Origin of the sequence: Lactococcus sp. LG1267 (assembly GCF_017309545.1) — a bacterium.
Classification (GTDB): domain Bacteria; phylum Bacillota; class Bacilli; order Lactobacillales; family Streptococcaceae; genus Lactococcus; species Lactococcus petauri.
Genome location: NZ_CP071295.1, coordinates 1,563,173 through 1,576,826 on the forward strand (window position 1 = coordinate 1,563,173; position 13,654 = coordinate 1,576,826).

The 13,654-nt window shown below is 34.8% G+C and carries 13 protein-coding genes; 4 read left to right on the forward strand and 9 right to left on the reverse strand.

Going from position 1 to position 13,654, the window contains the following annotated elements; genetic code table 11:
- Positions 1 to 16: 16 nt before the first annotated feature.
- The gene (locus J0J33_RS07650; RefSeq protein ID WP_206887369.1) at positions 17 to 466 is read left to right on the forward strand and encodes a GNAT family N-acetyltransferase; all 450 of its coding nucleotides are present in this window, start codon (positions 17 to 19) and stop codon (positions 464 to 466) included.
- A gap of 25 nt (positions 467 to 491) precedes the next feature.
- Here the strand turns inward: J0J33_RS07650 and J0J33_RS07655 are convergent, their stop codons facing one another.
- The 5 genes from J0J33_RS07655 to J0J33_RS10955 all read right to left on the reverse strand — a co-directional run bounded on the left by J0J33_RS07655 (position 492) and on the right by J0J33_RS10955 (position 7,277).
- Entirely contained in the window at positions 492 to 2,528 is a 2,037-nt protein-coding gene (locus tag J0J33_RS07655; RefSeq protein ID WP_046401177.1) for a copper-translocating P-type ATPase, read from the reverse strand.
- Positions 2,529 to 2,688: 160 nt separating this feature from the next.
- The gene (nagE, locus tag J0J33_RS07660; protein ID WP_206887371.1) at positions 2,689 to 4,656 is read right to left on the reverse strand and encodes an N-acetylglucosamine-specific PTS transporter subunit IIBC; all 1,968 of its coding nucleotides are present in this window, start codon (positions 4,654 to 4,656) and stop codon (positions 2,689 to 2,691) included.
- 296 nt (positions 4,657 to 4,952) lie between these two features.
- Positions 4,953 to 6,098 (reverse strand): GGDEF domain-containing protein, encoded by a 1,146-nt coding sequence (locus J0J33_RS07665; RefSeq protein WP_086582610.1) that lies wholly within the window; start codon positions 6,096 to 6,098, stop codon positions 4,953 to 4,955.
- 12 nt (positions 6,099 to 6,110) lie between these two features.
- Positions 6,111 to 6,818: an EAL domain-containing protein gene (locus J0J33_RS07670; RefSeq protein ID WP_206887372.1), complete on the reverse strand. Its 708-nt coding sequence runs from the start codon at positions 6,816 to 6,818 to the stop codon at positions 6,111 to 6,113.
- A 66-nt stretch (positions 6,819 to 6,884) separates the two neighbouring features.
- Positions 6,885 to 7,277, reverse strand: a complete 393-nt coding sequence (locus J0J33_RS10955) for an ArsC/Spx/MgsR family protein (protein ID WP_328288145.1) — start codon at positions 7,275 to 7,277, stop codon at positions 6,885 to 6,887.
- 175 nt (positions 7,278 to 7,452) lie between these two features.
- On the opposite strand from J0J33_RS10955, the gene J0J33_RS07680 reads away from it, so the two are divergent.
- A complete protein-coding gene (locus tag J0J33_RS07680; protein ID WP_046401147.1) occupies positions 7,453 to 8,277 on the forward strand; it encodes an Rgg/GadR/MutR family transcriptional regulator in 825 nt (274 codons plus the stop codon).
- Positions 8,278 to 8,364: 87 nt separating this feature from the next.
- Here J0J33_RS07680 and J0J33_RS07685 read toward each other — a convergent pair whose 3' ends face one another.
- Entirely contained in the window at positions 8,365 to 8,850 is a 486-nt protein-coding gene (locus tag J0J33_RS07685; protein WP_019293975.1) for a TspO/MBR family protein, read from the reverse strand.
- 203 nt (positions 8,851 to 9,053) lie between these two features.
- Positions 9,054 to 9,782, reverse strand: coding sequence for an alpha/beta hydrolase (locus J0J33_RS07690; RefSeq protein WP_206887373.1), 729 nt, complete (start codon positions 9,780 to 9,782; stop codon positions 9,054 to 9,056).
- 99 nt (positions 9,783 to 9,881) lie between these two features.
- Here J0J33_RS07690 and J0J33_RS07695 point away from each other — a divergent pair, with 99 nt between their 5' ends.
- Both J0J33_RS07695 and J0J33_RS07700 read left to right on the forward strand, forming a co-directional pair.
- Positions 9,882 to 10,994, forward strand: a complete 1,113-nt coding sequence (locus J0J33_RS07695) for a restriction endonuclease subunit S (RefSeq protein ID WP_242526916.1) — start codon at positions 9,882 to 9,884, stop codon at positions 10,992 to 10,994.
- 71 nt (positions 10,995 to 11,065) lie between these two features.
- Positions 11,066 to 12,010: a tyrosine-type recombinase/integrase gene (locus tag J0J33_RS07700; protein WP_370629134.1), complete on the forward strand. Its 945-nt coding sequence runs from the start codon at positions 11,066 to 11,068 to the stop codon at positions 12,008 to 12,010.
- Between the two features lie 34 nt (positions 12,011 to 12,044).
- Here J0J33_RS07700 and J0J33_RS10820 read toward each other — a convergent pair whose 3' ends face one another.
- Complete coding sequence (locus J0J33_RS10820) at positions 12,045 to 13,286, reverse strand: restriction endonuclease subunit S (RefSeq protein ID WP_242526917.1); 1,242 nt, start codon at positions 13,284 to 13,286, stop codon at positions 12,045 to 12,047.
- 4 nt (positions 13,287 to 13,290) lie between these two features.
- Complete coding sequence (locus J0J33_RS07715) at positions 13,291 to 13,653, reverse strand: N-6 DNA methylase (RefSeq protein WP_371815431.1); 363 nt, start codon at positions 13,651 to 13,653, stop codon at positions 13,291 to 13,293.
- Position 13,654 lies beyond the last annotated feature (1 nt).

The following is a 13,654-nucleotide window of genomic DNA, read 5'->3' on the forward strand; positions in this document are numbered from 1 at the left end:
AAGGGTAAAGAACTGCATGCAAATCATAAAACTCCGGGAACATAAGAAAAAGCTTGAACAAGCTGCAAACTGGTTTCACCAGAAATGGGAAATTCCACTTTCTGCCTATCAAGAAAGCATGGAGGCTTGCCTCCAAGGTTCAGAAACCATTCCGCAATGGTATATGATGATCCATGAATCAGAAATTATTGGTGGCCTTGGAATTATTGAAAATGATTTTCATAATCGTAAAGATTTATCGCCTAATATTTGTGCTTTGTATGTGGAAAAAGAATTCCGTAGTCAAGGGATTGCGGAAAAGTTACTCCAAGAAGCTTGCGATGATATGAAGATGCAAGGGGTTCATAGGCTCTATCTTGTCACTGACCATACTCATCTTTATGAACGCTACGGTTGGGAATTTATTGGCTTTGTTCAAGCGGAAGATGAAGACGAGATGTTACGGATGTATTCTTACCAAATCTAAAAAAACTCCTAAATAGGAGTTTTTTTTATTTTTCTTGTGGTCTTTCATATTTTAGTCCCATCGCATTGATTGAGACAATTACTGTTGAGATACTCATCAATACTGCAGCAGCCAATGGATCAATAGAGATACCAAAGGTTGGGTAAAGAATGCCGGCAGCAACAGGAATAGCAATGATATTATAACCCGCTCCAAACCAAAGGTTTTGTTTCATCTTACGATTAGAGCGTTTAGCTATCTCAATCAGTGCTAAAACATCACTCGGATGTGAGTTGACCAGGACAACATCTGCTGTATTGATAGCGACAGATGTTCCGCCTCCAATCGCAATGCCGAGATCACTTGTAGCAAGCGCAGGTGAGTCATTGACACCGTCACCAATAAAGAGAACACCACCTTTTTCTTGGTAATCTTGGACAATCTTTGCTTTATCTTCTGGTTTTAATTCAGCACGATATTCCGCAATACCAAGATTTTTTGCAATTTTTTCTGCGGTAGCTTCATTATCTCCAGTCAACATTACAGGTATGATATCACGTTTTTTCAATTCTTCGATAAAGAATTTCGCATCTTCTTTTGGGGAATCACCTAAAGCGACAAAACCGTAAAGTGTTTTATCCGAAATGAGGAAGGAAACAGTCAGACCTTGGTCAAAGACCTTTTGAACTTCTGCCTCATCAACCGTAATTCCATTTTCTTTGAGGTAAGCGTAAGAGACGATACTGTAATTTTTTCCTTGAACAGTACCTTTCAAGCCTACACCAGGAATATTTTCCAGATTTTCTGCTTCTAATTTCAAATCGTCAACAGCATTGACAATTGACAGCGCAATAGGGTGTGTTGAACCACTTTCTAATGCGGCCATAACTTGTAGAATATCTACCTTATCATCCTTAGCCAAATCGACTACTTGACGTACACTAAATTTTCCGTCTGTGAGTGTCCCGGTTTTATCCATAAGGGCATATTTTATTTTACTAATAGATTCAAGAGATGTACGGTTTTGAATCAGCAAACCATTTTTAGCCGAAAGATTAGTTAGGCGTGCCACGACTAAAGGTACAGCCAATCCTAAGGCGTGAGGACATGCGATGACAAAGACAGAAACAGCAGTCATAAGTGCAAAGCTCAATGAAGAAGTCATCATCCAAATAATAAAGGAACCAACCCCCACAATCAATGCCGCCCAGAAAAGCCAACCTGCTACACGATCTGCTAAGTTTTCACTGGCAGACTTTTGCTTTTGCGCCTTCTCTACTAATTGCGCAATTTGCGCCAGAAGAGAATCTTTTCCTAGAGAAGTTACTTTCATTTCAAAAGGGAGGTTCTGGTTTAGAGAACCGCCGTAAACTGTATCTCCTGCTTCTTTTGAGACCAAACGCGCTTCACCTGTAATCATCGATTCATCGATAGACAAATGAGCCGTTTCTGTTGTCACAATACCATCAGCTGGAATACGTTCGTTTTCTTTTACGAGAAGAATATCGTCCACTTGGAGCTCAGAAATGGCCACATCTTTTCCGTCTTTCAGATGTGCTTTTTTAGGAATGAGGGATGCGAGGTCTTTTAGTGCATCACCTGCACGACTAACTGCGCGCATCTCGATAATGTGACCTGCCAGCATGATAACAATCAAGGTCGAGAGCTCAAACCAAAAGTCCATTGCCTCGCCACCTGTCCATAATAAAACCGTAGCATAAACCGAGTAAGCATAAGCCACGACAATTCCCATCGTAATGAGCATCATCATCGCCGGTTTTCGAGATTGAAATTCTCCACGCGCGCCACTAAAGAAAGGTGTGCCACCATAGAAGAAAATAATGGACCCTAAAATAAGTCTGACAATCGAATCGCCTTGAAAGCTTATCAGCTGAAAACCAGCAATACTTGAAATAGCAAGCAAAGGAACCATGAGCGCAATGCTGACTTTCAGCTTCTTACCCATATTACCCATGTGCATCATATGCCCTCCATGGTTCATCATATCATGTCCATCATGATGGTCCATTTCTGCCATATCGTTCATCTCGTGATGCATGTGCTCTTTATGTTCTTCTTCCATCTCAACCTCCTTAAATTTTCTATTCTTTTAATAACTCTATATCTATAGTTTACATTTGTAAACTTATAAAGTCAAGTAAAAACTTAAAAAATTAGAAAGAGAAAACTCCCTTATGCTGTTTTGCGCCAAATAAAAAGTGGAGTTAACTCCACTTCTATCTTTATTTACTTATAACTTGGCCAATCACGAGGTTGGCAATGACATTACCCGTTTTTGTAAGATTGATACTTTCTACACGCTCCGTATTTGTAAAAGCCACAATAATTTCTGTTCCTTTTCCTGCAGCTTTAATTTTTTGCAGATCCATATCAGCAATCTTATCGCCTTTTTTAAGAACTTGGCCTTCAGAAACAGTTAACTTAAACGGCTCACCTTTAAGCTCAACCGTATCTAAGCCCATATGTAAAAGAACTTCTAAGCCTGATTCTGTTTGGATGCCCATTGCATGTTTGGTTGGGAAAATATTTGTTATTTTACCTGAAATTGGTGCAAATACTTCTTCTTTTGTCGGTAATATCGCAAAGCCATCTCCCATCATTTGAGCTGAGAAAACTTGATCCGGAACTTCCGTGATTGGCATAACTTTACCTGTAGCAACAGCAAATACTTCTTGCGTGATTGCTTCAGTATCTGGTTGAACAACTTCTTCTGTTGTTGCTACAATATGGTTCGGAACTTCTCCAGTTTGTTGAATTTTTTTCAATTCATCCGCTACAAATTGCACTTCTGTACCTACGATGACTTGGACATTCTTTTTATCCAAAACACGCACTCCAGGTACACCAATTGCTTTGATTGCAGCTTGATCCACTAAGTCAGAATTTTCGACAGTCAAACGTAATCGTGTCGTACAATTATCAACCGTTTTAAGATTATCATTGCCAAGACCTTGATAAATACGGCCAGCAAGATAAGCAAATTTTTCATCTGCAGAAGATAAATCCGGATCTTCCTCACCTTCGCCACCTTCTTCACGGCCAGGAGTCATCATGTTAAATTTCCTAATGACAAAGTCAAAAGTAAAGTAATAAACGACCGCCATAACCAAACCAAGCACAAGAAGCATATAAGGTTGGTTCGCAATAGGTACGCGTAAGCTCAACATAAAGTCGATGAGACCTGCAGAGAAATTAAAACCTGCGGTCCAATGGAATAGCGCAGCAATAAACATCGAAATTCCTGTTAATGCCGCATGCACCACATAAAGTGGCCAAGCAACAAACATGAATGAGAATTCCAAAGGTTCGGTTACACCAGTGAAAAATGAAGCAAAACCAGCAGCAAGCATAAGTGAAGCTGTTGCTTTTTTCTTTTCGGGACGTGCATTGCGATAAATAGCATATGCACCTGCAGGCAAGCCAAACATCATGATAGGGAAGAAGCCTGCTTGATAACGGCCCGTAATCCCTTGAGTTCCGATGTTTTTCCAGAAATTCCCAATATCATTAATACCCGCAGCATCAAACCAGAAAACGTTATTGAGTGCGTGATGCATTCCTGTTGGGATTAACAAGCGGTTCGAGAATCCATAAATTCCAGCACCTAAAGGACCAAGGTTAACGATAGCTTTACCAAAAGTTGTTAGACCTCCGAAAACGGCTGGCCAAAGGAAAAGTAAAACAGCTGAAATCGCAGCCATAATAACTGCAGTAAGTATTGGCACTAAACGCCGGCCACTAAAGAAAGACAAGGCCATTGGCAGTTTTGTGTTGCTGAACTTATTATAGACTGCTGCTGCGATTAGACCAGCTAAAATCCCTATAAAAACATTCCCATTGTTAATCTTAGTGAATGCAGTATTTACTCTTTCAACATCAATTCTTTGCAAGAGTGCCACAGAATCAGGATTGAGTAAAGTCATTGGCACAAGGAAAGATACTACGCCAGCCAGTGCTGCGGAGCCATCTTTGTCCTTGGACATTCCAAAGGCCAGTCCAACAGCAAAGAGTAATCCTAAGTTATTCAGAATTGTTTGCCCGGCTTGAATCATAAAGGCTGCCAATACATTATTGGCGCCCCAGCCTGTAGGATCAATCCAATATCCAATCCCCGTAAATAAAGCTGCAACAGGTAAAGTTGCAACCGGAAGCATGAGCGATCGGCCCATCTTCTGCATGTATTCTTTCATAAATCCTCCAAGAATAGAAAAATTAAATAATTTACCAAAAATGGCACGTACACAAACCTCTACTTTTAAGCACCAATATCAATACTTCTTATTTCACAAAAAGTAAGATTTAACTTTGGTTGACATATAAAAAGGCCATTGCCAATGCTTACACAATCGCCTTGTTTCGTTAAATCTTCGACCAGTTAAAATTTATGATATTTTTCACTTAATATGATTAAATTTATTTGTACAATATTATTTTAACATCTTCTTGGTGATTTTGGTGAGTATAGGTGTAGAGGATGTATTACTTGTCAATATACGACCTGATTTTTACCTTTAGACTTTGCAATATAAAGTTTCTTATCAACATCATTGATAATTTCTTGCTGCTCTTGTGCGCCAACTACTTCAACTGCTCCTACCGATATCGAAGCCTTGAAGCTACTTTTTTCATACTCGAAATCATAAGTTGAGACCATATTAACAATGTCTTCCATAATCTCCTTGACTTCTTCTTCTAGATTATTTCTAAATATGATGAAAAACTCATCTCCTCCATAACGAAATAACTGACCAGATGTATTTTCTTTTTTTAACTTAATCCTAACAAGCTCACAAACCTCTTTTAATGCATAATCACCAGCAGCATGACCATAAGTATCATTTATATGCTTAAAGGCATCCACATCAAAAAGGACGACAGTAAAAACTGACATATACTGACTTTCAATGATTTCTTGTAAAGTTTCCTCAAATTTTCTCCTATTATAAGTATTCGTAAGAGGATCCATGTAGGAGTACTTCCTCAATTCAGAATATTCTTGAACGATCAACTTTAAAATCGCTAATACTTTTTCAGCAATAAATAGCATAATGCATATTTTTAAAAATATACCTACAGAATAACCTAAACTAAATTGAAATCTGGAACTAGATATGAGCATGACAGATAGAGTGATAGGAAAGCTCGCGAATAAATAGAAGTAACGTTTTTTTGTTACAAGCAATCGGTACTTGGAAATGATGTATAAACTCGTCCAAAATAAAAAGAGTGCCAATAAGACAAGCATAGTTGAGCGTATGTCAAATCCATAAGTGTAAGTATACAAGGCATAAAAGAGTAAAAATAACGGTATGACTGCATATTCTACGTATTTATAGTAGGATACAACAAAGTAATCGATAGCCACAACAACAAAAATTAATGAAGTATCACTTAATAGTCCGCCTTCTGGTGAGTTTTTATCAATTTGGGTAAATAATAATTTTAAAACAATGATTAGAAATGTGAAATTCGTGGAATATAAAATATAGGTAAAAAAACTATTCTTATTTAATTTATAGTGGCGAATTAAATATTTAAAAATATAAATCATTCCTAAAATGCCAGGAATTAAAAACATTTTTACAATAAAATTACTTCCAAATATATCTTGAATATCATTGACATAAATCATAAACTAGTCCTCTCAATAAAACTGATGTGGAATACTGTAATAGTAACTTTGCTGTTTCCACTCTTGAGGAAAAGTTTTCAGAAGCGCTTCTTCTTCCACGCCTTCAATAACTATTTCTTTATCAAATGATGTGATAATCGACTCTATTGCTAATAAATAGTTGGAGAGTTGTTCTGATTCAAGAATATTTTTAAACTCCAAGGTTGATAATTTTATTCGTGATATGTAGGGATGCAAGTCAATTAAGCTCCTAAATGAATTAACACCCAATAAAAAGTCATCTAAGGCAATATCATAGCCCATCTGCTTGATTGATTTTATTATCTCACGTGGAACAATTTCTGAATAGTGGTTATTTCTATAAAGAGGAATCCGTTCTGTCAGCTCTATTTTCAGCTTTTCTTTATAATTGAAACTTTCAAGAAATGCAATCGTTTCAGAATAATACAATTCTTGATAGTCAATATTTAAAGAGTAGATAGTCTTCTCTTTTTTCAATAAATCATTCAAAATTTTACTGATTTTTTCTATATAGAGCTTATGTAATTCTCGATCTGACATTAATTCATCAAAGAGTTGTTCTGGAAACACATATTTCCCTGAAACTTCTTCCCTCAATAGCAGCTCGTATTCTTCTTGGATCGAATCATTCATATTACATATTTTTTGTCTAAAAAAGCATAAGTTATTGATACTTTTTCTTGCCTTATTATTTGTCATTTTCTTTTATTATTCCAATTTTATCTTAAAGTGGCTGATACATTCTCAGGTTTACTGACACTTTTCTTAATGATACCTTCTGTACTTTTGCGGAAGATATTTCCTGATTTCTTCACTGTTATATCCAACTAAAAGCTTATTATCATCTAAAACAATCGGTGTTTGAAGGAGGTTTGTATTATGTTTTAAATACTCAAGTCCTTCATTAAATGACAATTCATATAAATGAAGTATACCTTTTCTTGTCTCAGATTTACTTCGCGTTGGGTGTTTAACAATATCTTCTAAACCTTTATCTGTCATTGATAATGTCTTTACTATATCTTCTTTTGAAATTTTGGCAATAGGAGCTTTGCTTATTGTTATGCTGTGATCTTTAAACCACTTAAGTGTTTGACGCGAAGAATTACAGCCCCTTTTATAATATACTTGTATGATGTCTTTATCCTCTAATTTTATCTTTAAGAATTTTTATTCTATTTGTTTTGTTAGAAGTGATTTAAATCACTAATAGATTATAACGATAAATGACGTTCAAATTTTTTATATCCGGTATTTCGGATTAATAAATACATATTTTCTAATTTTATATTATAATAAAGTTTGATATTAAATTTTAGTAGGAGTAATTTATTTGGTCTATCAAAAATATGGGATAACTTTTAAAAATATGAGAAAACAAAATAAATTTACTTTATCTGATTTTTCCGAAGTAGGTTTAGCAAGTTCGACCTTGTCTGATTTCGAACGTGGTTTGACCATGATTAGTTTGGAAAAAATTGATTTAGCCTTACAACTCATGGGCTGTAGTTTATCTGATTTTGATAGCCATTTAAATTTCTACTCTCCTACTGATCCCATATATATATTGCAAGAATTAGAAAGAGCAATCCTATTCAATGATTCCCCAAAATTGAAAGACCTTTACATGACTTGTAAACAAACAAAGCAAAGAAATCTTTGCCTAACCATAAAATTCCTACTGAAAAAGGGAACTTTAGAAGAAAAAAATGAAATCGTCAATTTCTTATACGAAACCAAGGCATTTGGTATAAAAGAACTTTCTATTTTTTACATCATCATGCACCAACTGGCCCCTCAAGATATTTTAAACATTATGAAGAGGTTAAAACAATATGGAAAAGGGATGTCTAATTCTGAAATTTATCACCGTCATCTGTCTCACGTGATACTAGAAGTTATCACTGTCCTTTCAAATTACGGACTTAAAGACGAAGCTCACTATTTTATAAAAAGAGTTGAAGAACTCAATCTAGCTCAATCTATGCTCTTAAGAAATTTATTTAAGGCGGTAAAAGGGTTGTGGGTATATAATTTTGAAAACAAACTTAAAGGAAAAGAACAGATAAAAAAAGCGATGGAAATACTGTTGCTTGCTGCTCAGCCTGAGGTCGCTCAATTTCACCAAGAAAAATTTAAAATGTTAGTTGACCTATGAAGAATAGAATTTTCTACTCTGTATATGAATTTCAAATAAAAAGAAACGAGTATCAAATCCCGTTTCTTTTTTTTATTTTATCGCTATCTAATTCAAAACAGCGACAGCCAAGCTCAAATAAGTCGCAAAGAGTATCCAGACAAAGTATGGCAAGAGTAGGATTGCTGACCATTGGTTGATTTTGAAAAATTTCTTAATACAAAGATAGACCACAATATCAAGAACAAGGATAACAAGTACTCCAAACCAGAAATAACCCTTGAAAAAGATAATGCTCCAGATAAAGTTGAGGAATAACTGGATGACATAAAGCAAGAGAGCGGGCTGGGCTTCACTCTTTCTTAATTTTAAATTTTGAAAAACTATAAAACCTGCTACAGCAATCAAGGCATAGAGAATAGGCCAAACAATACCAAACAGATAATCTGGTGGCGCCAATGGCGGAAGTTGTAAGTTGTTATAAATCGATTTGATATCACCAGCTAATATTCCTGATAAACTCCCAATTGCTTCTACCACAATGATAAACAACCCAACAAGTAATATCGGTTTTAGTTTACTAGAATGTTTCATAATGCTCCTCCTCTTTTTCTAAGTTATCCGTTTTCTTTAGTATTTTCTTAATTTTAACATAACACCTGTTTTAAATCGCCTTATTGATCCAGTCTTTTTCTATTACTTATCTTGTAAGTGTGAGTATAGTTAGCTATTACATCATTTTTTGACTTTATCCTTAATAATCAAATAAAAAGAACTCTTTAAATAAGAGCCCTCTTTTATTTTTCAGAAGTTTTGAGCCACTTGATGAGTTCTGTGGCGATTTCTTCTTGTTGTTTTTCATTTGAGATGCCGGCTTGGTTGTCGCCTTGTTGGGCACCATAGCTACCAAATCCGGCATGATTACCGCCCTCCAATGTTACACTTAAGGTTTGTTGTGGCAGATAGGTTTTTGACTTTTCATATGCAGACTGGTTAAGTACACCATCTTTCGAGCCTACGATAGATAAAACTTTTCCATTAAAATCTTTCAAGCTCCCTTTTTGATCAGGATAACTTGCAAGGAAAAAGACACCTTCTAAGGCTGAATTATCTTGATGAACTGCTGCAAAGCGACTTGCCATAACTCCGCCTAAAGAATGCCCCCCAACGATATATTGTGAGAGATGTTCAGAATTGATCACTTTCTCAGCTAGGTTAGGATTAAAAATGGCAAGATTCAATGGTTCTTTAAGAAGATAAACAGAATATCCAGCTTCTGCCACTTTACTGGCCCAAATACTATAGCTTGCATTGTCCACCAAAGCACCTTGATAAAAGACAACACTGGGTTTATCTGGATAGCCTTTAAAGACCAAAGCATTATCTGCCTTTTCGGCTTGTCTTCCAATGTTTGATGCTTGAGGAGTTGGATGATAAGTGCTGGACTTGATGTAGATAAATCCTGCGGCCAGAAGGGCGAGTAAAATACTTACAACCCATAGAACTATTTTTTTGAATTTTTTCATTGAGTTTTTCCTTTTTAAAATGTTTTTCTTTTTTATTTTAATGAATTATAGTGTTTTGTTCAAATAACTTTTATTTTTTATGATTGGCAACAGCGTAAGTTGGGGGATATAACAAAAAGAGTTATACGTAAAAATAAAGACTTAGATACCACATTGCCTCTAACTATTTCTGCTCAAGAGGGTTTGATAGATCAAAATGAATTTTTTAATAAAACAGTTGCTAGTCGTGATGTTAGCGGATATTATCTTGTTAGAAATGGGGAATTTGCTTATAACAAATCTTATTCAAAAGGCTTCCCATGGGGAGCTGTGAAACGGTTGAATCGTTATAACATGGGAGTACTATCTACTTTGTATATTGTATTTAAACCTACGAATATAGATTCTGATTTTTTAGAGAAATATTATGATACCGCTTATTGGCATAAGGAGGTCTCAAAACATGCTGCTGAAGGTGCAAGAAATCATGGACTATTAAATATTGCAGCGACTGATTTTTTTAAAACTGAATTAGTAATACCGAAAAGGATAGAAGAGCAACAAAGAATCGGTTCTTTCTTCAAACAGCTTGATGAAACCATTACCCTTCATCAACGTAAGTTAGAGAAGCTTAAACAGTTGAAACTGGCCTATTTGCAGCAGTTATTTCCTAAGTCCGGGGGGAATATTTCAAAAATTAGGTTTGCTTATTTTGAGGATGTATGGGAACAGCGTAAGTCAAAAGAACTATGTACAATTTCAACTGGGAAAGGAAATACTCAAGACAGAGTTGATGATGGAACTTATCCTTTTTATGTTCGTTCGGCAACAATTGAAAAAAGTGATGAATATTTATATGATCAAGAAGCTGTTTTGACTGTTGGAGATGGTGTAGGGACAGGAAAAGTCTTCCATTATGTAAATGGGAAATACAATTTGCACCAAAGAGTCTATAGAATGTATAATTTTAAAGAAGTTTCTGCTAAATATTTTTATTACTATTTCTCAAAAAATTTCTATAAAAGAGTAATGTCTATGACTGCTAAAACTTCTGTAGACTCTGTTCGAATGGAAATGATTGCTGATATGAATATTTTTTTTCCAAGCGTGAAAGAACAAGAAAAAATTGTAGAGTTATTTAGTAATTTAGATAAGACTATCGCTCTTCATCAAGAAAAATTAAATCAACTCAAAACCTGCAAAAAAGCTCTACTTCAAAAAATATTTAACTAAACACTTTATTTAACATACACCTCCCTGCTAAAATAAATACAGAAATTTTAATTTCGAAACTAATATTAATCATGGAGGTTTTTATTTTGTCAAAAAATAGAAGAACAAAACAATTGTTTTCTGAGTACTTTGAAGAGTGGGTTGAACTGTATAAGGTTGGAGCGGTACGGCCAATAACATTGAAAAAATACTATATTAGCCAACAACATATTGAAAAGCTTGTTCCAGATTTGAAAGTATGCGATATTACACGTCGAAATTATCAAAAATTACTGAACGATTATGCAATATCTCATGAAAAACAGACGACGATGGACTTTCACCATCATTTAAAAGGAGCAATTTTAGACGCAGTTGACGACGGACTAATTGCTCAAAATCCCACTCGAAAAATTATAATAAAAGGTAAAAATCCTCGCAAAAAAAGACCAAAATTTTTAAATCAACATGAAGTACAAGCACTAATTAAGCAGATGAATTTGACAACTGAGATTAATTGGGATTGGTTTATTCTCTTAATATTAAAAACAGGTCTTCGTTTTTCTGAAGCTCTAGCTGTTACTCCAAATGATTTTGATTTTTCTTCGCAAAAATTAACGATTGATAAAACCTGGGACTACAAATCTTCAAAGGGCACGTTTCAGCCGACAAAAAATAAGTCTTCTAAAAGAAAGGTACAGCTCGACTGGCAAACAGCTATGCAATTTTCACAATTAGTAAAAGTCTATCCTGAAAATCAACCTATTTTTGTTAAAGGTCGTATCTTTAATTCAACAGTAAATAATAGACTTCAATTTTTATGTAAGAAAGCAGAAATACCAAGTATTTCTATCCACGGTCTAAGACATACACATGCCTCTCTCTTACTTTTTGCTGATGTATCGATTGCTACTGTAGCAAGGAGATTAGGGCACTCAAGCATGTCAACAACACAAGAAACTTATCTTCATATTATCCAAGAACTTGAAAATCAAGATAATGATAAGATTATGAGGCATTTGTCAACTATAGGTTAATTATAAAAAGGCGATATAATGCGCCTTTTTATAATTAAATAAACATTTTTTGTAAAAGAGATTGTTTTATAGATTTTAACTTATCAATTTTAGACTGATGAAGAGCGAGAGTTTGATTAAGTTTTTGTAATAATATCCCTATATGTCTTTGCTCATCCACATCTATTGGATACATAATTTTCAAATCACCAAATTCTGAGAAGCTGATAGATTTACCATCACGAATCCCAAAAGTAACTATTTTTAGTGAATCAATAAATTTTTTTGTTTTAAATTGAGCTTTCCAATACAGCTGATTATGATGATCCAGATTTTTAGGAATAAAAATAGTATAAGCAGGACTTGTAATTCCAAGCTTGTCCGATAATTCAAAACCTCCTTGAAATGAACGAAGACTAATTACAAAATCTCCTGGTTCAATGATTTTATAATTTGACAATGTTGAATTATCGTACTTAATATCTATTCCAACTTCATTTCGGTAAACAACACCAAAATCCTGCGTAACTGAAAGAACTGGAAGATTTGGTTTCCCCTTCTTTACTTTCGCAATAAATATTTCTTTGGCTTTACGCTGCTCCCAATTCTCCTCAAAATAAGCAAATCTGATTCTAGGTGTATTCTCACCATTTTTCGGAAATAACTGCTGCAAATAGGCCAGTTTCAACTGTTTAAGCTTCTCTAACTTACGTTGATGAAGAACGATAGTCTCGTCTAGTTGTTGGAAGAAGATGCCGATTTTTTGTTGTTCCTCTTTATTCTTAGCAAAAGGGAACTTGATATTAGCAAAATTCTCATAGAATAAGTATTCTCGTACGCTTCCTTCCGTGTTACGTTTGACCTCTTTAATAAATGTTGGTGACTTGATAAACTGAAGTATGAACCCATTATCTAAGTCCTCGCTCATTTTCACAACTACATAAAGAGAACTAACAATGACCGCCATACCAAGATTGTTAAATGCAATTGATCCTACGTTTATTCTTGCTGGATTATAGGCGAATTCATTTGGTTCAACAAATTTATAAGACGTTTTTTCTAAACTATCCAACCTACTCCCATCAAACTGTTCTGTTTGAGAAATTAAACCTGATTTATTACTTACCGAATAAGCAGGGAGGTCTAGATCTTTCGAGTTCTTTTTTCCAGTCTTCTTACTAAAATCTTTAAACTTACGCTGTTCCCAATCGTCAGAAAAACCTTTAAACCGAAGTTCTGGAGCCTTTTTCATTTCTTTCAGCTTGCTTTTTTGTGAGTCTAAATTTTTATCATTCATTATATCACTCTCCAAAAATACGCTTTGTAGCTTCAATAATATCACGGCTATCATCTGTCACCGCGAGTTGATCCAGCATGGCAAGAAATTCTTGTTCGGTTTTACTAATTTCTTGGTTGATCTCTACGATTTCTCTACTTAACTCAATAATGTCGATAGGCTCTTCCTCTTCAAAAGTATCAACATAGCGTGGAATATTAAGGTTAAAATCATTTGATTCAATTTCTTCAAAACTTGCTAAATGTGCATATTTTTCAACATCTTCACGCGCTTTATATGTTTCAATAATTTTTTCAATATCACTTTCACGAAGCATATTTTGATTCTTCTGCTTTTCAAAATCATTGGAAGCATCAATGAAAAACACA